The organism is Streptomyces sp. JHA26, from assembly GCF_002005565.1.
Taxonomy (GTDB): Bacteria; Actinomycetota; Actinomycetes; order Streptomycetales; family Streptomycetaceae; genus Streptomyces.
Genome location: NZ_BDJC01000020.1, coordinates 62,494 through 84,159 on the forward strand (window position 1 = coordinate 62,494; position 21,666 = coordinate 84,159).

9 protein-coding genes are annotated in these 21,666 nt (G+C 68.4%); 2 read left to right on the top strand and 7 right to left on the bottom strand.

Annotated features, from left to right (window positions below; genetic code table 11):
• Positions 1-134 precede the first annotated feature (134 nt).
• The 3 genes from JHAT_RS14925 to JHAT_RS14935 form a co-directional block, all read right to left on the bottom strand.
• A complete protein-coding gene (locus JHAT_RS14925) occupies positions 135-1,583 on the bottom strand; it encodes a hypothetical protein (RefSeq protein WP_077798654.1) in 1,449 nt (482 codons plus the stop codon).
• Positions 1,584-1,832: 249 nt separating this feature from the next.
• Positions 1,833-3,707: a UvrD-helicase domain-containing protein gene (locus JHAT_RS14930; protein WP_171990900.1), complete on the bottom strand. Its 1,875-nt coding sequence runs from the start codon at positions 3,705-3,707 to the stop codon at positions 1,833-1,835.
• On the bottom strand, positions 3,704-5,590 hold the full coding sequence (locus JHAT_RS14935) for an ATP-dependent endonuclease (RefSeq protein ID WP_077798656.1): 1,887 nt from the start codon (positions 5,588-5,590) through the stop codon (positions 3,704-3,706). The genes JHAT_RS14930 and JHAT_RS14935 overlap by 4 nt, the downstream gene beginning before the upstream one ends.
• A gap of 339 nt (positions 5,591-5,929) precedes the next feature.
• Here JHAT_RS14935 and JHAT_RS14940 point away from each other — a divergent pair, with 339 nt between their 5' ends.
• Entirely contained in the window at positions 5,930-6,790 is an 861-nt protein-coding gene (locus tag JHAT_RS14940) for a helix-turn-helix transcriptional regulator (RefSeq protein WP_077798657.1), read from the top strand.
• Between the two features lie 2 nt (positions 6,791-6,792).
• Positions 6,793-6,972 (top strand): DUF397 domain-containing protein, encoded by a 180-nt coding sequence (locus JHAT_RS14945; RefSeq protein WP_077798658.1) that lies wholly within the window; start codon positions 6,793-6,795, stop codon positions 6,970-6,972.
• A 54-nt stretch (positions 6,973-7,026) separates the two neighbouring features.
• On the opposite strand, the gene JHAT_RS14950 is transcribed toward JHAT_RS14945, so the two are convergent.
• From JHAT_RS14950 to JHAT_RS14965, 4 genes are read right to left on the bottom strand one after another with little or no spacing between them, the layout of a single operon-like run.
• Positions 7,027-8,154, bottom strand: a complete 1,128-nt coding sequence (locus JHAT_RS14950) for an EcsC family protein (RefSeq protein ID WP_077798659.1) — start codon at positions 8,152-8,154, stop codon at positions 7,027-7,029.
• Positions 8,155-8,206: 52 nt separating this feature from the next.
• Positions 8,207-12,235: an Eco57I restriction-modification methylase domain-containing protein gene (locus tag JHAT_RS14955; protein WP_077798660.1), complete on the bottom strand. Its 4,029-nt coding sequence runs from the start codon at positions 12,233-12,235 to the stop codon at positions 8,207-8,209.
• A complete protein-coding gene (locus tag JHAT_RS14960; protein WP_077798661.1) occupies positions 12,235-15,192 on the bottom strand; it encodes a DEAD/DEAH box helicase in 2,958 nt (985 codons plus the stop codon). The genes JHAT_RS14955 and JHAT_RS14960 overlap by 1 nt, the downstream gene beginning before the upstream one ends.
• A 39-nt stretch (positions 15,193-15,231) precedes the next feature.
• The gene (locus JHAT_RS14965) at positions 15,232-21,573 is read right to left on the bottom strand and encodes a protein kinase (RefSeq protein WP_077798662.1); all 6,342 of its coding nucleotides are present in this window, start codon (positions 21,571-21,573) and stop codon (positions 15,232-15,234) included.
• Positions 21,574-21,666 lie beyond the last annotated feature (93 nt).

A 21,666-nucleotide genomic window follows, 5' to 3' on the forward strand; every position in this document is an offset into this window, starting at 1 on the left:
CACGAGGAAGCGTGAGCATCATCTGCGGATGCAAGGGGGGTTTCAAGAACACCTGTGGTTATCAGCCATGCCCCTCCGCCAGGGATGCTGGGGTGGAGCGGGGGCACGGGTGGACGCTGTAGTCCTTCCGCAGATCAGAAGCTTGGAGTATCGGGCGACTGCTGCTGTGCGGTCTGTGGGGAGTAGGAGATCACCTTCGGCCTCTTCTTCGCGGTGCGCTGACGGACACGTACGGACCGGTCACGAGGCGTCTCCTCGCTCGTCTCGACCCCCAGTACGACGCTGTATCCCTCGCGGGCACGCTCCAGACCGAAGTCCCGCAACTGTTCGACGCTGGTTCCCACGGTCCCGACCAGGCCGAGCTTCACCAACTCCGCGAACTCTGAGGCGACGAGATAGCGGCCCACCCTTTCGTAGCTGAAGAGGCGCCCACCCCTCCTCCCGAGCGTGCAGTCGTCTTCCAGAAGGACGCGGGCGTAGGAGAGGGGGATGTACATGCCGCGCGCCAACTCGGAGGTAGGGACTGCTCCGTCCCGCCAGTGTGCGAACTTCAGGAAGCACGCGTCCTGTGAGAGGCGCCACTCGTGGGGATGCACAGGCTTCGAGCTGAGTTTTGCAACCCCTTCCAAACGGTCCATCTGGTCCAGGAGTTGCTTGTTCACCCGGTACTCCTTGTCCCGGGAGCCCAGGCGTTTGTACTGGACGAGGACGAAGCTATGGGTGGGGTGATGGTAGTAGATCATGTCCGTGCCCAGTCGGCTCTCGACCGGAGTGGCATTGACGTTGACGACCTCGAGGCGGCGTCCGGCGGTGTCCTCCAGCACGTGGATGTCACATCGCACGCCATCGAGTCCTGGCCAGTCATCGAAGAGAAGAGGGGCCCCGCTGCCCAGGCCGGCGCGCACATCGTGGTCGATCAGGCTGTTCTCCACCGGGTCCGGGACAAGGCCCGCGAGGTACGGCGCATCCCGTGAGTCGGGGCGTCTCCAGGCAGACAGCGCGGAGTGAGGGAAGTCGGTCACCCGAGTTAGGGACTGGGCGGCGTCCCGCTGTTCCTGCCATGCCCGGTCCGCTGCATCGTCTACGTCGAAGATGACCGGGTTGAGATTGGCGAGCAGCCACTCGATGTACCGGGCCAACTCGGGGTGGCTCCGAAGGAGGGCTTCCTGGAGGGCCTGCCAGGTTCTTACGCCGATGTGTCCTGCGCTTCCGGTGAGGGCCTGCTCCACGTGTGCTCGGTACGGCGAGGAAAGGGAGGCGAGGATTCCGCCGGGGCCGTCCAAAGCTACCGGCTCTGGGCATCTACGCATGGGTTCAATGGTGATGCTGCTGTCGACCGGCCCCACGGTGTTGAAGCGCTGTACCGATCCGATCCAGGTGATGAAGCGGCCGTGTTCGGAGAACTCCCGGCGGTTGTTGTTGGAGGGATGCGCCCTGTTGTCGCACACCAGCAAAGCTAACCGGGTGCCGGTGTCGGACGTGTCGAGCCCTGTGGGCAGCCCTTTTGTGAAGCGCTCCGTGATGAGCCAGTCGCCTTCGTTCTCGGCCATTTGAAGCGAGGTGAGGGTCACTATGTACGTCACAGGCTGACCCTATCGACGCCGTCGCCCCGCGCAGAGGGTTCTGCCCGGTGAGAACGTCGGCACGATCGTCCACCGGCACCGACTTGAGGTTCCGTCCGGCGGATCACGGCGCAATTTGAAGCCGGATCGCTGAGCTGGTGACGGTGCTGTGGAAGACGTAGGCCCAGCTTGTCGTAACGAGTGGCGACCGCAGCCGGTTGATGGTCCGCTCGACTTCGTTGCGGCGCTGGTAGCGATCGCGGCCGGACGTCACAACGGCAGCATGATCTGTTCCCTGTTGTTGTCGTGCGCGGTGCGGTGCGGGACTCCTCGTTCTGCAAGGAAGGAGCTCACCACGGTCAGATGTTTGTCACTCAACGCCAGAGCGACGAGCCGTCGGGCTCGTGTGACACCGACGTACAGCACGCGCAGCGCTTCGGCGGTCTGGGAGTCGTTCCCGGCCTTGACGTCTGTCGTCCATGCCTCGATCAGCCGATTCGAGCGTTCGTCCTCCTTGCCTTTGCCGGTGGGTGGGATGACGACCAGGACAGCGTCGGCCTCTTGGCCCTTCACACCGTGCACTGTGCCGGCTCGGCCGATGGCGGTTCGGGCGGATTCGGGATCGCCGAATCCGACGAGCTCCCAAGCCGCGTCCTTGGAACGTCTGCACGGGTACGCGCGCTTGGTTTTCGGCTCGATGCCGAGTCGAGCGGCCTCGTCCCGGAGCAGTTCACACGCCGAGCGGCTCCAGACACGGGGCGGAATACTCAGGGACGGGAGTTTTCTGACCAGCGACCTTTGAACGAGTTGTAGTTCGAGGTCGGTGAGGTGGTGACGGGCGAAGCCGATGAGCCCCGGTTCGTCGGGTGGCGCACCGTACCAGTGGTCCAGTACGGCCTCACGCAACGACCTCTCCGCAAGTTCCTGCTGCCGGGTGGACGCGCCCGGGGACCGCAGTACGGCTGTCGCCCAGACGAGCCGGTCGAGCTTGGCCGTGGGTACGTTCCGTGTTCCGGTCATACCCTTGGGTAAAACGGAGTTGGCGTGTCCCACGACCAGACGCTGCCGTCCGGGGATGCCAAGCCTTTCCGCCTCCAGACTGAAATCACCAATCCACTCGGTTTCCCTGCGGAGAGTGGTGGGAACGAGCACGACCGGTGTCGTTTCGGTGTGGAAGGGGCCGGTCGCGATGTCGGGAGGTGCGTCAGAGGTGCGCAGAGTGTGGGCCAGGTCGCAGATGATTTGCGTACTGCGCCAGTTGTGGCTCAGCCGGTGGTCCGGTGCGCCGCTGAAGCTGAGTGGAGAGCGGCCGATGCCTTCCAGTACGTGACTGTCGCGGAACCCATAGATGCTCTGATCGGGATCACCGACGAGCAACAGGGGGACTCCCGCATCACGGATCAGGTCCACGAGCTGGAGGTCCTCTCGCGAGCAGTCCTGCGCCTCGTCGACGACGATCTCGGCGAACCGCGTACGCAGGACCCTGATGATGCGGTCACGACGATTGCTCTTGGTCAGCAGGTACAGCGCCATGTCGCGCAATTGGTCGCCGGACAGGTAGCCGGCCTCCCACAGTTCCCGCATGGTGCGGCTCGCCCATGTGGTCAGACGACCCACCGCTTCCTTGTCCCGGCGAAGTTTGTGCGGCAGTGCACCAGGTCTCAGTTCGGGCTTCACAACGCGCACCGCATCCCGCTCCGCGTAGGCGAAGCGGAAGTCGTCCAGGGTCACGCCCTCGCGGCGTGCCTTGGGGTGATCTCCCCAGGACTCCAGACGATGCCATGTTCTTCCGTTGACCGGGCGCAGGTACGGCCGGACGAGGTGGCGCCAGACGAAGGTGTCGAACGTGCCGATGTAGTGCGGGAACTGGGTGAGTTCCGGGTGCCCTGCCTGCACACACCGCTTGCGAACCTCGGAGCCGGCCACCTTGGTGAACGAGAGGACGGCTCGCCCCTGCCGTGGCGGCACCGGGCGGCCGAGGTGGCGTTCCACCACGGTGCGGGTCTTGCCCGCGCCCGGACAAGCCTGTGTCCTCAGTACGCGTCCAGGACTGGTTTCCAGATCCACGAGCGCACGCTGAGCGGCTTCGGCTTCGGCGCGCAGAGCGGTGATCTCTCTCGTACTCGGTGCGTCGGAGTGTGTCACAGGGCGGTCTCCTCGGTGATCCACTCCAGGGCGTCGCGAAGGTAGGCGGGGACGGCCACAGGAGGAGCTTCGTCCGGTCGCGCGGCGGCTCCAGCGAGGAATGCCTGGGCAAGGTCACCCTTGCGGATCTTGTCCACCTTGTGCAACAGCTCGCTCAGTGCCTTTGCCTGCTCGTCCGGGGACCTGTCTCCCACGGCCTGCCAGTCTGTGGTCCATGCCTGAGGCCGCTGCTCCCGCCACGCCTCGATGAGCAGACTTCGATTGGGGCCGCCTGCCCGGAGGATTTCGGGTTCCAAGGTGAACTCGTTGTGGAACACGCGGGCCATGTCACTTGTGCCAGTGGACGTGATGAGCGCGTGAAGCTTCTGGATTCTGGTTCGGGCGGTCTTTTCGGCCGTGCCCGCGTCTCCGTCCGTGATCACGGCTACACGCCGGGCGATTCGGTGCCCGCTTACGGTGTCCTGCTGAAGCAGGACATTCAGGTAGGGCTCGAAGTCGACGCCATCGATGGGGACAAGCGCTGTTCCATGGAACCGTTGGACGCCTTCAGGTGTGAGGGTAAGCCGGGCGAATTCGGGCAGCAGGATCGCCTCTGCGATGCCTTCCACGAGGAGGACCCGCTGTCCGAACAGGAGCGTGTTACGTGTCGCGTTGAGATAGCTGCGAACCTTGTAGAGATCGCGTTTCTCCAACCCGAGACGGTCCACGGCGACTGCTGTGGTCTGGTAGGACGGCCGGGACGTCAGGGAGGTCTTGGACACGGTCGTCTTCGCTTCGGCTGTGACCGGCTGGGGCTGCCGCAGGCGCCGCTGCAACACGACCAGATTCCTGGGACCGACGGCTGTGGCGACGTGCGGGGAGTGCGTGGTGACGATCACCTGAATTCTGCCGTGCCACGGGACCCCAGGCTTGGGCTGCCGTTGGCGACTCGCCCGGGCTTCCTCCACGAGATGGTTAAGAAGGATGGTTTGGAGCTGAGGATGCAGGTGGGCTTCAGGTTCCTCCACCAGCAGCAAGGTGAGGTCGGCTTCGGCCGCGTCCTGGAGCTGGGTGAGCACGGTAGCCATGTACAGGAGATTGGCGTAGCCGAGACCTGATTCGGCGAGGTCACGCGGGTCCAGACCTGCCTGCTCCATGCGTAACCGGAGTCCGCGGGCGATGGAACTGACGGATGCATCAGCGAACCCCAGGTCGGCGGTCTGCGGATGCACGCCTTCTGTGAGCCGGGTGAGCCGGGTGCGCACTGCCGTGACAGCCTGGGGAAGCGGATCGATCGCCTCCACGGCCTCGAACTGCTTGCCGACCTTCTCGAGGAAGTCCTCGCGTACGTCGTCGTCGCGCAGCAGCCGCTCAATGACGAGCTGGATACGCCCGCCACTGCTGGAGGCGAGTTCTCGTTGTGCGTCTCGCAGTGGGGGGAGGTAAAGGTGCCGGATTCCCTCACGGGCTTTCGGCTCGGGGTCGAGGTCGGTGGTCGTGCCGTCGCCTGCGCGCCAGGACAGCGTGGGGCGTCGAAAGCCGGCCGGCGGGGGAGTGACGGTGAGGTGGTAGCTCGCGGTCTGGCCGTCTTCGGCGAAGGCCTGATTGAGCCTGTCCAGGTCGCCGGGGACGAGAGACCGGTAACGGGCGGACAGCTCAATCGTCGTGCGACAGTTCTCGCCGTGCGTCCCCTCCTTGCAGCCGTCACGGTGAAGGTCGTCGCGGTCGGGATATAAGCCGCTTCCCTTGCCGTCGAGCGGGAGAGTGAGAAGCCTGATGCCATCCAGCACGTTGGACTTGCCTGCGTTGTTCTCCCCCGTCAGGACGGTGACATCCGGGAGAAAGGCGACCTTGGTGTCCGCCGCGGACCGGAACCCGCGCAGGTGGAGGTGGTCGAGATACATGACTGGTCTCCGGAAACGGGTGGAGCGGCGCTCAGTAGGGCGCTCGCGGATGGCCGGACAGCAGTGTGCGCAAAAAGATTATGCGGTTGCTCTGTTGGCGATGTCAACGCCCTTTGAGGTGTGACGCCTCACTTCGCGCATTGGGTGCGAGGTCGAGTAGTCCGAACGTGGACGTGTTCATGAGGCGTGACGAGGGGGCGGGTTGCAGGTTCAAGAAGGTGCGCTCGTACGCTGCGTCAGCGTACGGGTGCATTCGGTGAAACGTACGAATGTCTTCCGGCCACTCTGGGCGTTCTCAAGGAGAGACCTGGCGTGCGCGAACCTGGAGGTGGGCCTCGGATGACGACCGATCACGTGGAACCGGCGGTGTCGGGCGGGGAGTGCGAGCGGGAACCGGATCCGTCGGACAGCCTGCGGACGTTCGGGGCGGTCGTGCAGGCGCTGCGGGAGCACGCGGGGCTGAGCCGGGTGCAGTTCGGGGAGCTGGTGCGGTACTCCAAGCACACGGTGGAGTCGGTGGAGTTGGGCCGGCGGATGCCGGACGCGTCCTTCGTGGAGCGGGCGGAGGAGGCGCTGGGGAACACGGGGGCGCTGCGGCACTCGGCGCGGTTTCTGACGCGGGGGGAGGCGGGGCTGGCGGCTTGGTTCCGGCGGTGGGCTCGGCTGGAGCGGGAGGCGGTAAGCCTGTGCACGTACGAGTGCCGGTTGGTGCCGGGCCTGTTGCAGTCGGTGGGGTACATGCGGGCCCTCTGCGACAACGACATCCCGCCCCTGTCGGACGAGGACCTGGAGGCCACGGTGCAGGCGCGTCTGGAACGACAGCGCCTGCTTGTGGAGCGTCCCAACACCGCCTTCGACTTCATCGTCGAGGAATCACTGTTTGTGCGTCGACTCGGCGGTGCTGATGTGACTCGTGACTTGATCGACCACGTTCTCCAGGCAGTTGCACCGAGGAACGTCACGTTGCAGATCATGCCTGCCGACACCGAGTACCACGCATGCATGGCTGGCCCCATCCAGCTGCTGGAGACTCCTGACGGGAGCTGGCGTGGATACTCCGAAGGGCAGGAGAACGGTCGCCTGATCGCTGACCCGAAACAGGTCAGCCGTCTGCACATGCGCTATGCGAGACTGCGCTCGCAGGCCCTCTCCCCGAAAGACTCCGTGGGCCTGTTGGAGCGGATGCAAGGAGAGCTGTGAGCATGTCCGAACTCGACTGGTTCAAGTCCAGCTACAGCAGCGCGCAGGGGGACAGCTGTGTGGAGGTTGCTGTCACCGAACAGGCCATCCACGTCCGGGACTCCAAGGACGTGACGCATCCTCACTTTACCTGCGGGCGTGAGGAGTGGTCCCGCTTCGTGCGGTTCGCAGCTGGGGCGTGAGCTACGTCGTCCCTGCGGTGGGCACGAGGACGCGCGCACCGCAGGGGCGTCACATCAGCGGAGGTCCGGGCCGCCCTCTTCGACGATCTCGTCGAGCACGCTGATCTTCTCGTCGCTGCCGTCCGGAACGTCCGTGTCGGTGAACGTCACGGGCACCTCCTCCTCGGCGAGATAGGGGTACTTCTCCAGGAGGAACCGGCGCCGGTACGCCATCTCGGCCGCGTCGACGATCCCCTCAAGCGTCGCCCAGTTCAGGGTGGAGCCGACGACGATGCCGAAGGCGGGTACGACCTTGCCGAGCCCCTTCTTGGTAAGGCGGACGCCGAACGCCTCGGTGAACTTCGAGTAGACCTTGGTGACGAACGCGTTGTTCAGGATGTCCCAGGACTTGCCCTTGAAAAGCGCCTGCGTGAGCTTCGAAATGTCGGCCATCGCAGCATTCTTGGCGGTGGCCGAACTCGCAGTTCCGAGGTTGACGACAGACATGATGAAGAGCTTCTCGGACGGCTCTTCGGGGTCGTAGCCGTAGAAGAGCGAGATCTGGCCGACAGCCCGGGAAGAGAGTCCGAGGACGACCGCGGTGTCCGCCGTGAACGCGCCCGCGATCGCACCGGCCGAAGGCGCTGCCGCGGCGCCGGCGGAGGCGGTGATGGCGAGCTGTCCTCCGGTGATGGCGAGCCCGGCACCCGCGCCCGAGAGCGCCGCCGCAATGGGGTAATACCAGCTCGCCCCCCGGCCGCGGACCTTCTCGACCTGTTCGAGGTCCAAGCGGCGCACGTCGGAGAGTGAGGCGATCTCGTGTCCGCGTTTGTTGTGGAGCGTTACGACCCGCTTGGGGGAGAGTCCCGCGCGCGAGACCTTTCCCACGGTCTTCCGGACGGACTGCACGGCAGTGCCGCCCCATTCCGGCATGTGCTCGGCGGCGTTGCGTGCCTTTTCCCCGGCCTTGGCCGCGCCCTTGGCGACGAACTCCTGTCCCCGCGAGACCGCAGACGCGGCTCTAGGGTGCTTCTCCAACTGCTTCGCGGCGCGCTTGCCGAGTTGGGCGACGCCGTTGGCCACGTGCTCGCCGGCGTTCTGCATCGCCTGTGACAGCGGGCGGCCCTTATACCGCTGGATGGATTCCCATACTTCGAGTTCGTACGGCGAGGGCTTCGGATCGGGCTGGTGCGGGTTGCTCATGGTCCCCCCTGGGATGTCGATGGTGAGCGCGCGCGGGTGGTGTGGGGTGCGGTCAGGCCGGGTGGCGAGGGCCGTGGCCCGGGGGTGGGGTGAGGGTGGAGGTGTAGTTCTCGCCGTCCACGAGAGGGTTCTCCAGGGTGAGACCGGCGGCGGTCATGCGGTCGTACTCGGCGAGGATCAGTTCCTTGGTGCGGTACGTGCCGTACTTGGCCTCGTCCTTACGGCGGACGATGGGGAAGGTGTCGAGGATGTAGTCGACGTCTTCGCGGGACACGCCGTAGAGGTGGAAGAAGAGTGCGTCGAGTTCGGCGCGGATGTATCGACGGCGGGTTTCATCCCAGCGGAAGGGGGCGCCGAGGTCGTCCAGATCGGCGGCGAAAGGCTGCATGTCGTTGGACGTGTAGGTGAGTTCTAGAACTCGAGGGCGAATGAAATCGGCATGTTTGGACAGTGTCCTGGGAGATGCGATCGGAAATTGCCGAACGTAGCCGTAAGTCAGGTGGAGCCCTGCAACCTTCTGGCGTGCCACAAAATCTAGCACAAAGGTATTGAAATTAGCGAGGAGGAGTTCAGGGGTCGAGTCTGTAGACATTGTCGGAAACGTGTGACCGACGGCTGCTCGGGGAATGGCTGCTGCGATGACCGTTCGCTCGTTAGTGGCGCTAGTAACATCGCAGAACCCCATATACCAGCTGGAATCGTCGGGAATCTTGTTTTCGTCCACCCAGAACATCGGAGTGACGTACCTGTCCGGTGCGTCTACTTCGGTGCCTGAAAGGTATCTTGGCTGGCTCTGCCGCTTGGCGGCAGTCTCACTTTTCACGATGTCAGCAGCACGGTGATTGTAGAAGTCGACCATCTTGGCCTCGTACAACGGCACCATTCGTGTGTGATTCTTCACGAAGGCGTTACCCTTCGGTTGCCAGCCGTCCGATTCGAGCTCCTCGCGAGTGTGAAAGAGGTCGGAATTATGCCCCATGTCGAACATGCGTGAGAACGAAACGCGCCATGGGTTGCTGTCGGGGGAGCTCTCTTTGACCAGAATGGGGATGCGATGGTAAATGCCCATTGTGATCTCAGCGTCCCGCTTGGACCTGAATACGGGAAACGTACCGGTGTTAGGATTAAGTAGTGTGATTGCGTCCGGTGTTAGAGTAAACGTCTTGTTCGCGTCGTCGAGTTCTGTCGGATCTTGCAGGAAGAAAGCGAATCGAGCCGCCGGTTCATGCAGGGATCGGCCAACCATGGACAGGATGCTGAACTTGAACGAACGGTGTACCCCCGGGAAGAGGGGTGCGGTGTTCTCGAAGTCGTACAGTGCTGCAATAGCCCCGCCCCGCACCAGATCCCCAGAGAAGTGCTGCGTCCGCGCATCCGTGACAATTCCCGTCGGAACGATCACACCTGCCCGCCCCTTCGGCCCGAGCAGTATCCGATCGGTCTCAGTGAAGACCGCGTAGGTGTTGAGGTTCCCCTGTCCTGTGAGCGGTACCCGCCCCGACCGTCGCAGGAAATGGCTCTCCGCGTACACCTTCCGCTTGCCCGCCTCGAACTCCTTGTACAGAGAGAGCGTGTCCGGCGAGTCCTTGAGCGCCTCGATCATCTTCTTGCGTACGGCAGTACGGGACGCCTCCGCGATCTCCGGAGCCCGCTGTGCGAAGAACTCCTGCTCCCGGAAGTCCACGCTGTCCCACGGCGGATTCCCCACCACACAGTCGAAGCCCCCGGCCCACCCGGTTGCCGACGACACACCCCGCGCGTCCTCCGGCACCGAGAACACCTCAGGGAACTCCAAGTGCCAGTGGAAGAACGAGAACTGCTTCCGCAGCCTCCGGATCTCAGTTTCGGTCTCCGCAGCCACCTCTTGGCCGCTCGGATCCTCCAGAGCCTTGAAAACGGCATGCGTCACCGGTCGCGGCGCCTCCGGCGTCTTCAGCCACACGAACGCCGCGCACCAGGCGTCGGCCACCAACTGGGCACGTCGGTATTCGGAGGACGCCGCCCACCGCTCGTACGCGTCCTCCTGCCGGCGTACGTCGGTCAGTTCCTCGGCCTGGACGAGCGTGATGGACCGCAGTCCGCTGGCGAAGACGGTGTTAGCGACGTTGACCGCCTCCCCACCCAGGTCGAATAGGCTGCCCTGTCCGACCCGCTCCTGCTGGTTGATCTTCTCCAGGGCCTTCGCGTGCTTCTTGTCGTCACCCTCGGTCGCGATGAATGCCTCGTCCGGGATGCCGTCCTGGAGCAACTTGGGCGTGGCCCCGATCAGACCGTTGCCCTGCTTCACGTGCGCGTCCAGGAAGCTCAGCGGCTTGCCCGGCTCCAGAGCCTCCAGCCACAGGGACACCTTGGCCAGGTCCACGGCCATCGGGTTGAGGTCGACGCCGTAGATGCAGCGGGCCACGACCTCGTGCAGCGCGTGGCGGACCGCGTTCAGCGTGGGCTCCGGGTTGCGCTCACGGACCGCCGCGACCTGCTTGGCGATACGGCGGCCCGCTGCCACCAGGAAGTGTCCGGAGCCGCACGCCGGATCGCAGACGGTCAGTGAGAGCAGCTCGTTTACGATCGCGTCCGCCGGGTCGGCCGCCCCCGAGCGCGCAGCTACCTCCTCGCCGCGCTTCACCGCATCGTTGATCACCGGATCCAGGCTGGAGTTCAGCAGGCACTCGATGAGTGAGGACGGAGTGTAGTAACTACCCGTGGTCTTACGGGTATTGCCCGCGACCTCGATGAGTGTGAAAGTCCGCTCAGCCGCGCTGTACTTCGGTTCCAGCTCCAGCAGGGACTCGTACACCGACCCCAGCTCCTCGGCGTCGAGGTGCCGGTAGTCCACCGCGCGCCAGCGGCCCGAGCTGCCGTCCCGTACCTGGGACAGGTGCCGTACGGCCGTCAGCAGTGCCTCGTTGGAGAGCTTCAGGCCGCGCAGCGGGGCGTCCGCGTCCGTGTCGTTGAAGAGGCCGCCGAGGCCGGGCAGGCCCAGTTCGGGGCGACCCTTCTCGTCGCCCAGGGCAGTCAGGACGATGCGCAGGGCCTCGTACAGGTCGCCGTGGGCCGTACCCCGGCGCTTCCGGGCGTGGGCGCGCAGCCGGGCCGACGAGAAGTACGTCTCGTACCGCTCGCGTGCCACCGGATCCGCGTCCGGCGACAGCAACGCGTCGCGGTCCTCTGCCACGAAGACGAACAGGAGCCGGTACACCATGCGCAGCAGCGCTGCCTGCAAGGCCTTCGGGCGGACGTCCTCGCGCAGCGCCCCGTTCTCCGGGTGCCGCAGGAAGCCCGTGCCCAGTGCGGTGATCGCTTCCTGCACGCCCTTCCGGAGCTGGTCCAGCGCCCGCGTGCCCGACGCGATGGCCTCCGTGCGCCACTTCTCCAGCCAGCACGAAGACGGTGCCGCCCCTTCCGCCACCTCGACCCGCGACACGTGCAGCAGCCGGTACAGCAGCACGAACTCGCTGAACAGCTCCCCGTCGAAGATCGCCTCCAGGTCGAACTCGACGTACGACGCCGTGGCCAGCGCGCTGGAGTCGCGCAGCAGCCGCACCTGGCGCCCGTTCGTCAGAACGCCCCACAGGTGGGCCTCCGTCCGGTTCAGGCACTCCTGGAGCATCGACTGGGGCGGGACCGTGCCCGCGCCGGCCGGGCGCTTGTCCAGCTCGGCGTTCCAGGCAGTCTGGTGGATCAGGGCGTGGCCCCAGCGGTGGGAGACCGGGAACTTCTTCTCCGCGTCCGAGTCGGCCGCGATGCCCGCCGGGCCCACCGGCGTCAGCCGGCCGAAGCCCAGCTCCCGCCAGAGCGGCGCCAGCCAGTCGGTGCCGGCGCGGCCGGTCGGGTCGCCGGCCGGGACACCCGTCTCCGTGTCCTCGGGCAGGTGCTTGCGCAGGTCGCGCCAGAGCGGCTTCAGGTACTCCCAGCTGCGCTCGGCCTCGTCCCGGACCGAGCGCGAGGACGGCAGGCCGTAGTCGGCGGGCTTGGAGCCGGGTACGTCCCTGCCCTCGGAGATGCGGACCAGCATGTCGGCCGGCAGCAGGCCGCCGACGGTGTGGACGGCGGTGAACACCTGGTTGCGGGTGGTGGCGGACATCAGGCGGACACTCCAGCGGGAACAGAGGCGGTCGCGGGCAGGTAGACGTACGTGCCGAGGACGTCGGCGGGCTTCTGGGCGGTGACGGACAGGCCGCGGACGATCTCGCCGGACGCGGCGCGCACCCGGCGGTGGGAGGCGTCCAGCTCGGCGGCCAGTTCGTCGCCGTACGACTCCAGGTACGGCGTCACCTCGCCCAGTTGGTCCAGGATGCGGGTCATCGTGCGCTCGCCGGACGCCGCGGCCGTGTTCTCCGTCGCCCGCGCCTCCAGCAGTTCCACCGCCCGCTCCTGCGGCAGCCACACCGCGTTCTTCGGCGCGCCCTCGAAGGCCAGCAGGCGGGCGTCCTCCGCCACCACCTGCTTCTCGCCGTTCCGGGACGGCAGGGTCAGGTGGAAGCGGTAGCGGACCAGCAGCAGCGTCGTCCGCGTCGTCACCGCGTCCGTCGTCACCACGCCGCACCGGCGGGCCGGACGGGCGCCGTCCGCCTGCGTGTCCAGCGCCGCGTTCAGGACGTGCGAGGCCAGCGCGCCCACCACCGGGTCCGTGCGGACCAGAGCCGCCTCGCCCCGCGCCACCGCCGGACTCGACCGGAACGGGATCGGACGGTCACGCTCGACCGTCTCCGCCCCCACCACCGGCGCCAGCGCATCCCGCAGACCCACCGGCGTGCCGCCGACCTGCGCCGTGAAGTCCGCACCGGAGGCGCCGGCGTCGCCGGAGTCGCGCAGCACCGCGCCCAGCGCGTTCAGCGACTCCCGTACGAACGTGTCGATCTCGCCCGCACCGCCCAGCGCCTCCCGCACGGCGGCGACCTCGCGGGCCACCTCCTCCGGGTGGATGGAACGCTGCGCGAACCGCGACCGGGACGCCTTCTCACGGTCGGCCGCCGAGTTCCAGTCCTGCTCCAGGTCCGCGAAGCTCTGCTGGAAGGAGTCCGACTCGAACAGCGCCTCCTGCTCGCCCTGCCGGCCGCGCAGCAGCAGCCACTCCACGATCGCGTCCGTGACACCCGTCGACATCTCGTCCGGCACCGACACCGAGATGCCGAGGTCCTTCTTGATCTGGCGGTGCTTCTTGATCAGCACCTCCAGGACCTTGCCGTCGATGCCGTTGTCGTCGCCGTACAGCGTGATGACGCGGACCTCGTCGCGCTTCTGGCCGTACCGGTCGACGCGGCCCTCGCGCTGGTCGTGGCGGGTGGGGTTCCACGCCAGGTCGTAGTGGAGGACGGCGTCGAAGTGGTGCTGGAGGTTCACGCCCTCCGACAGGCAGTCGGTGGCGATCAGGACGCGGCGCGCGGCGGCGTCCTCGCCGGCCTCCGCCGCCAGTTCCTCGATGCGGTCGATGCGCTGCTGCGGGGAGAGCGTGCCGGTGACCGCCTTGACGACCGTCTTCGCGCCGAGCGGGCTGCGCTTCTTCGTCTCCGGGTCGTTGCCGAGCTGCTCGGCCAGGTACTCGGCGGTCGGGATGTAGCGGCAGAAGACGATCGGGTTGTAGCCGTCGGCCAGCAGGGCCTTGAGGTGCTTGATGAGCGCCTTCAGCTTCAGGTCCTGCGCCGGGCCCTCCAACTCCTGCGCCCGCTTCGCGAGTTCGGCGAGGCGCGAGCCCGCGTTCTCCTCCGTCTCCGCGCCCGGGGCCACGTCCATGCCCTCCAGCGCGTCACTGTCCGCCGAGTCGCTGGTCAGCGGGGCGCCGAGCCGATCGGCCTCCTCCGCCGACGCGGCCACCGCCGCCGCGGACCTGGTGCGCAGGGTCTGCGCCGCGGCCCTCGGCGACGACACCATGGAGCGCAGCAGCGCGATCGCCGACCACCAGGCGATCCGGGCCTCGCGCCGGCCCTGGCCGTCCGCCTCCTCCACGCGCTCGCTCGCGTACGCGATCGCGTCGTCGAGCAGCGCCCGGTACTCGGGGGACAGCTTGTACGTCTCGTCCTTGAAGTAGCGGTCGGACGGGAACGCCGTGCGCTCGGCCAGCGAGTCGTCCGCCAGGCCGTCCTCCTTCGTCAGGTACTGGCGTACGTCCGCCCGCTTGCGGGCCACGAAGTGCTGGGCGAGGAGCTTGCGGCCCTTTTCCGAGTCCAGGTCCACGTGCGCCAGCTCCGGCCTGACCAGGCCCAGCAGGTTGCGGAACGCGGACTCCTTACCGCTGTGCGGGGTCGCCGTCACCAGCAGCAGGTGCCGTTCGGCGTCCTCCGCGACACGGCGCAGCAGCTCGTAACGCAGCTGGTTCTGCGTGCTCACCTTCGAGTCGTCGGAGGTCACGCAGGTGTGCGCCTCGTCGACGATCACCAGGTCGGGGCAGTGCCGTACGAAGTCGTCACGGTGGCGGGTGGACTTGATGAAGTCCGTGGAGACGATCACGTGCGGGTACTTGTCGAACAGCGACTGGCCCAGGTCCAGGCCCCGTTCCAAACGCGAGACCGTCGACGACAGCACCAGTTCCGCGTCGATGCCGAACTTCGACCGCAGTTCCTGCTGCCACTGCTCCGCCAGCGCGGGCGAGCACAGCACCGCCAGGCCCGTCGCCTCGCCCTGCGCCAGCAACTCGCCCGCGATCAGGCCCGCCTCCACCGTCTTGCCGATGCCGACGTCGTCGGAGATCAGCATGCGGACCGTCTTCTGGCGCAACGCCATCAGCAGCGGGACGAGCTGGTATGCGCGCGGCTCCACCGCGATCCCGGCCAGCGAGCGGAACGGGCCCGCGCCCGAGCGGAAGCCGACGCGCAGCGCCGTCCGCAGCAGACCGGCCGCCCGCTGGTCACCGAGATCGCCGGGGACCGGCGGGGCGAACTCGGCGCCCTTCACCGTCTCGAAGGCCGGGAACACCGCCGCGATGTCGTCGTCCGAACCGCCCAGCGGGCGCAGCACCAGCAGGTCGGGCTCGCTCTCGGGGAGTACGACCCATTCCCGGCCGCGTGCGGTGACCAGGGAGCCTGCGGAGTACGTGAGTGCCATGTCAGTCGTCAGATCCTCGGAAAGGAGAGGTGCGGGCGGTCAGTTGGTGGTCGGGGAGCCGAAGCAGTCGGCGTAGCGGCCGGCGAGCGCGTCCCAGTCGTCGCCGGGGCGGAAGCGGACGGCCTCCCAGCCGGCGTCGAAGAGGCGTTCCTCGGCGTCCTCGTCGCGAAGGGCGGTCTGCTCCGTGTCCGGCAGGTCGACGAAGACGGCCAGGCGCGTGCCCGGCTGCCGGTACACGTAGTCGGGCATCGCGTTGGCCTCGGTGAGGAGGGTGGCGGTCTCCGTGGGCAGGTGCAGGCCCTTCGCCTTCACCCAGCCCAGGAAGTCGCCCTGCTCCACCAGCTCCGCCGCCGCGGCGGCCTCCACCACCGTCGGCTCCGCCGGGGCCGGGACGGAGGTCTCGGCGACCAGCCGCCGGTACTGCTCCGACCGCGACTCCCCGCGCGCCTCCCGCGTGGCCGTCGCCGACGCGAAGCGCACCAGCAGCGCCGCCACCGTGTGACGGTTGATCCGCGCGTGGTCGAGCTGGTTGCCGTACGTCAGCAGGCATTCGTAGCAACCGAGCGCGCAGGCGCGGTCGCCGCGGTGCTCCTTGCCGCCCTTGTCCGTGCCGTCGGAGCCGAAGTGACAGATGTCCAGGGCCCGGTGGGCCGCCTTGGCCAGAGCGTCCTCCTCCGCCTGCAAACGGCGCAGGACGCCCGCGCCGCCCTCCGCGGCCTCCATGAACAGGATGCGGCGGCGCGGACCGTCGTCCGGCGGCAGCAGCTCCGCCGTCAGCTCGGCGTCCTCCAGCTCGAACGCCGCCTCGATGCCCCGCTCCAGCGCGTACATCAGCGTCAGCGCGACCGGCTCGGGCAGCGCCTCGTCGAGGGTGACGACGAGGATGTTCCGGCGGTCCTCCACGAACGGGATGACCCGCTTCTTGCGGCGCCGCTCGTTGCCGTCCGCGTCGATCACCGGAAGCTCGCTGGAATCGCCCGATGCCTCGGAGGCGTCCTTGTCGTTCATCCAGCGGCCGTCCGCCAGGTCGAGCCAGTAGCCCGGCGGCTCGTCCTTCTTGGCCCGCACCCGGCCCGTGTTGGTGATCCGGATGGTCGCGGAGTCCCCGTACGCGATCTCGGCGAGCTGCCCGCCCGCCGCGTCGGCGACCGTCGCGTTCAGGCGGCCCCGGCGGGCGCCGTGGTCGTGGAAGCGGTACGACGTCTCCAGCCTGAAGCCGGCCCGGCGCCGCTCCTCCTCGTCCGAGGAGATCCGCTCGCGGCGCGTGGTGTACACGGTGTGCAGGTGCAGCAGCCCGTACGTCGCCGAGCTCAGCGGCTCGTCGCAGAAGCCGCAGCGGTCCTCGCGGTCCTTCGGGTCGTGGTGGTAGCCGCAGTACGCGCAGCGGCGGGCCTCGCCCGTGGTCAGCTCGCCGGAGGAGTCCGGCGGGAGCTGGATGCGGGTCACCTGGTAGCGGGCGCCCTCGTGGTAGATGAGCGAGCCGGGGCCGAACTCGCGGATGGCGAGGAAGCGGGGCCGCTGGAGGTAGTCGCCGTCCCCGCGGCGGCGCCCGATCGTCGGGATGTACGCGGCCAGCGGCAGGCGCGGGAAGCTGTAGCCGGGCAGGAAGCCCTCGGAGGCCAGGTAGCGGTACGGGTTGAAGTCCGAGAGGACCGACTTGCTGTCGACGCTCTCGTTCATCAGCAGGTTGAGCTGGGTCTCCGCCTCGCGGCGGCGGGCGTTGGCGCGGTTGCGGTCAGTCTCCGTGAGGCTGTAGTCGAGACGGCGCTTGTTCTGCACGTACTGGTCGTCCAGTGCGGCGCGGAACAGGCTGCGCCAGCGGTCGAAGGCGCGGTCGAAGCGTTCCGGGACCGTGCGCACCTTGTCCTGGATCCAGTCGTCGTGCCACCAGGTGGTGTCGGCGAACTCCTTCAGCAGCGGGCCCAGGACGGCCAGGGCCGCGTCCACCGTGCGGCGCTGCGCGCCGTCGTCGTGCGAGGCGTCCAGGATGTCGGGCAGCAGCTCCAGCGCCGGGTCGGGGCGGTCGCCGGTGTCCGGGTGGGACACGTCCAGCACGTCCGGGATGGAGCGGCCCAGGCGCAGGCCCGCCTCGGCGATCCAGATGCCCTGGAGGTGGGAGAGGACCAGGTCCTCGTTGGCGAGGTCCAGGCGGGGCGGGGCGACCGCGCCCGCGACCATGCGGTGGGACTTGTGGAAGTAGTACTGGTCGTGGCTGTTGCCCGTCGCGCAGTACGTCGTCACCAGTGCGGGCTGGCCGCTGCGGCCCGCACGGCCGGACCGCTGGGCGTAGTTGGCGGGTGTGGGCGGCACGTTGCGCATCATCACCGCGTTGAGGGAGGAGATGTCGACGCCCAGCTCCATCGTGGGGGAGCAGTACAGCAGCTTCAGCTCCGCCTTGCGGAAGGCCTCCTCGCGCTTCTCCCGGTCCTCCGGCGCCACCTGCGCGGTGTGTTCGCGGGCGAACAGGCCCGCGAGCGCGTCGGCGGTCTCCCGGTACAGCTTGAGGAAGAAGGTGTTGATGCGCGGGCCGTCGCCGCTCTGGTAGGTGCGGGTGAGCGGGTCGTGCGCGCCGGACTCGCCCTTGCCCGCCCGCCAGACCAGCGACTGGGCCGCGACCCGGTAGCCGGTCGTCGTCGGGCCGGACGGGCGGCGGAAGCGGCCGGGGCGCTGCGGTGCGGTCTCGACCTCCTTCACCAGGCCCGCCTTGGCGAGCACCGTCAGCAGCTGGGCGATGATCAGCTGGAGGTCGTCCTGGTCCAGCCCGGCGAAGGAAGTGTCCGTGCGCCTCAGGTACTTGCCGTACTTGCCGCGCGCCGACAGGAACAGGCTGGCCCGGTCGGCGCCCGGACGGGACGGGTGCGGGTACGCCGTGCCGACCTTCGGCTTGTCGCCGGAGGACAGCACCCACGGGTCCACCAGCCGTTCCTCGGTGGCCCGTTGCAGCGACTCGAAGGTGTCGTCGCGGAAGTAGGACACGTCGATCGCCAGCGAGCGGCGCATCTCGTCGAGGAGCGCCTTGACGATCTCCGCGCGCAGTGCCGGGTCGGCGTCCCGCAGCGCGGGGTGCGTGGTCTCCCAGCGGTCCTGCTTGCCGGCCACCCAGTGCAGGTCCTCGTAGTCGATCTCCAGCAGGCCCGTCTGCTCCAGGTTCGGCATGGTGATGCGCCAGCCGCGCTCCAGGTCGAGGTAGAGCCGGAAGGCGACCATGTCGCGCAGCGTGCGGGCCGCGTTGCGGGCCAGACCGGGGGAGAGGTCGGTGTCGCCGGTGTAGTCGGCGGGGGCGAGCGCGAGGGCGTTGGTGACCGCCGAGGCCAGCTCCTCGTGGTGCAGGCCGTCCTCGCCGGCGTCCAGCGCCGCCCGGTACAGGGCCCCGCGCAACTGGGTGATCTGCACGAAGTCGTTGAAGTGGCCCGCCTGGAGGGAGGCGTCCTGCCGGTTGTCGACGAAGGTGAGGAGCTTGCGTGCCTCCTTGTCCAGGGCCTCCTCCGGCACCGACTTCAGCGACCGCACGATGGAGGCCGAGACGAGCGAGGTCGCCGACGAGCGGCCCTCCTGGTCCAGCGTGGCCAGCTTGGCGAAGTCGCGGCCGCGCGTCTGCTCGTACGCCACCCCGCAGTGCAGGCAGAAGAGGAACGGGGACGGGATGAAGGCGGCCTTCAGCTCGCCCTGGCCCTCCTGTCCGTACGGGTCGACGGTGACCGCGCGGGGCACCCGGTCGCGGTAGGCGCGCTTGACGACCTCCTGGCCCCGGTCGTCCACCTCCAGCCAGGACTCCGGCAGCCGGCGGTCGTCGACGGCGTACTGCACGTTCGACGGCCACTCCCGCTCGTGGTCGACGTACAGGTAGCCGTCGCCCTGCCGGCCGCCGGTCGCCGAGGTGTCGCGGCGGGCCTCGTAGCGCACCTCGCCGTCCTTCTCGGTGCGCCACACCGTCAGGTACTCCTGGCCGCACTCCCGGCAGAACGCCAGCGGCATCAGCAACTTGCCGCCACTGCCCGGCTGTTCCAGCTGGTAGGAGCGGGTGAGGTGGCGGGAGAGCTTGTCCTCCAGGGTGACGTACACGGTGTCACCCTTGGAGAGGAACTGGTGCAGCCGGAACGCGAACAGGGGGCGCTCGGTCAGCGGGTGGCGGGCCTGCGAACCCGCCTCCAGGGTGGCGCGGATGGCGGCGACGCAGTCCTTCTCGGGCACGCCGGACCGCTCGCTGAGCTCCTTCGCGGCGATCTCGATCTTCGCCGGCCGCTGCCGGACCAGACGGCCCGACGCCGCGTCCTCGACCAGGCCGAAACGGCTCTCGATCCAGCGGGCCAGCGGGTCGCGGACGAGGTCGTCGTAGGCGCGCGGGGCGGCGGGGGAGGTGAGGCGCTCGGCCGGGACGGCGTCCGGTGCCTCACGGGTCGCACGGACCAGGGTCTCGCCGATCACGTGCTCGGGCCGCACCTTCGTGCCGAACAGGGTGCTCGCGACCTGGGCGACCACGCGGCGCTGGTCCTCCCAGGCGCCCTCGGTCGACATGGTCGCCGAGGTGCCGATGCACTGCAGGTCCCCGGCCTGGCAGGCCTCACGGACGCGGCGGATGAGCAGGGCCACGTCGGCGCCCTGACGGCCGCGGTAGGTGTGGAGTTCGTCGAAGACCAGGAACTCCAGGCCCCGCGCCATCCGGATCAGGCTCGCCCGGTCGGCCGGGCGGGTGAGCATCAGCTCCAGCATCACGTAGTTGGTGAGCAGGATGTCCGGCGGGTTGTCGCGGATCTCCCTGCGCTTCTCGTCGTCCTCCTGGCCCGTGTAGCGGGCGAAGGTGACCGGCTCCTTGCCGGTGCCGTATCCGTCGCGCAGGTACTTCTCCAGCTCGCGCAGCTGGCTGTTGGCGAGCGCGTTCATCGGGTAGACGATGATCGCCCGTACCCGCTTGGGGGCGTCGGGGCCCTCCTGGTCGCGCTCGTGCAGCACCTTGTTGACGATCGGCACGATGTACGACAGCGACTTGCCGGATCCGGTACCGGTCGTCAGCACGTACGAGGCGCCGGAGGCGGCGGCGTCGATGGCGTCGCGCTGGTGGCGGTGCAGGGTGAGCGGACGGCCGTCGCACACGGTGCCGCCCTCGGTCTTCTTCGCCTGGAAGATGCGGGCGCACTCGGGGTGCAGCACCTTCTCCTGGGCGAGTTCGACGACGGTGCCGCCGCCCTGGAAGAACGGGTTGAGCGACAGCCAGGGGTCCGGCCACTGCGACTTGTCGTCGAGGTCCTTCTCCACGAAGGCGGCGATACGGTCGTCACGGATGACGGTGCCGCCCTCGGTGAAGGAACGGTAGTCCTTGATGAGGGCGCGGTGGACGCCGAAGACGTCCATGCCGGCTCCGGCGGCAGGATCCTGCCTGGCGGCGGGCTCCTCTGCGTCGTCGTCGGCGGTGGTGGGGGCGGAGGCCGGGGCGGGCGCCGCCTCGCGCACGGGCACGGTCGGGTCGAGCGCGGCCCAGTGCGGCAGCAGTGACGCCCCGGCGTCGAGCACGGCGAGCGGCAGCAGCGCCTCCCGGACGGTCACCGCGTCGGCGGGGCGGTCCGCCGGGTCCTTGGCCAGCAGACGCTCCACCAGCCGGGCCAGCTCGACGGGGACCTCGCCGCGGATCGCCCGGACCGGGGCCGGCTGCTGGTTCACGTGCCGGTCGGCGAGCTCGTACGCGGACTCGCTGGTGAAGGGGGGAACGCCGACCAGCATCTCGTACAGCACGCAGCCCAGCGCGTAGAGGTCGGCGGCCTGGGTCACCTGCTTGGCCTGGCACTGCTCCGGGGCCATGTAGCGGGCGGTGCCCACGCTCACGCCGGTGCTGGTCAGCCGGGTCTGGTCCGGGTCGTCGGCGATGCTGCCCATGCCGAAGTCCAGCACCTTGACCGTGCCGCCCTGCGTGAGCATCACGTTCGCCGGCTTCAGGTCGCGGTGCACGACGCCGGCGGCGTGCGCGGCGGCGAGTCCGGCGGCGATCTGGGCGCCGATCGCGGCGGCCCAGGAGACGGGCAGCTGGGACTCCTCCTCGACGAGGTCGCGCAGCGTCTCGCCGTCCAGGAACTCCATCGCCAGGTAGGGCAGGCCCCCGGGGACGCCGGTGTGCTCGGCGATGCCGCCGGCCACGAGGCGCGTGAGGTTCGGATGCCGCAGCCGGCGCATGATCCGCACCTCGCGGTCGAACCGCTGCACGGCCTTGGTGTCCCCGCCGGTGTCGATCCGGGTGCCGGTGCGCCTGCGCAGGACCGTCTTGACGGCGACGGTGCGCTCCGGCGACCCCTCCGCGGCGTGCAGGTCCTCGGCCTGGTGGACCTCCCCCATGTTGCCCCTGCCGATGACGCGCCCGACGCGGAACCTGCCGTCGACCAGCTCGTGGCTCACTGCCGCTCCTTCGCCCCTCGCCCGCGTTCCCGCGTCGTGTCCTCGCGCCGACTCGCCGGAACGCCCCCTGACCTGGCGACGCCCCCGTTCACT

Excerpts from the sequence above, each read along its gene's own strand:
- JHAT_RS14935 (WP_077798656.1), bottom strand. The coding sequence starts at position 5,590 with ATGTATCTCGACCACCTCCACCTGCGCGGGTTCCGGTCCGCGGCGGAC.
- JHAT_RS14940 (WP_077798657.1), top strand. The coding sequence starts at position 5,930 with ATGACGACCGATCACGTGGAACCGGCGGTGTCGGGCGGGGAGTGCGAG.
- JHAT_RS14945 (WP_077798658.1), top strand. The coding sequence starts at position 6,793 with ATGTCCGAACTCGACTGGTTCAAGTCCAGCTACAGCAGCGCGCAGGGG.
- JHAT_RS14950 (WP_077798659.1), bottom strand. The coding sequence starts at position 8,154 with ATGAGCAACCCGCACCAGCCCGATCCGAAGCCCTCGCCGTACGAACTC.
- JHAT_RS14955 (WP_077798660.1), bottom strand. The coding sequence starts at position 12,235 with ATGTCCGCCACCACCCGCAACCAGGTGTTCACCGCCGTCCACACCGTC.
- JHAT_RS14960 (WP_077798661.1), bottom strand. The coding sequence starts at position 15,192 with ATGGCACTCACGTACTCCGCAGGCTCCCTGGTCACCGCACGCGGCCGG.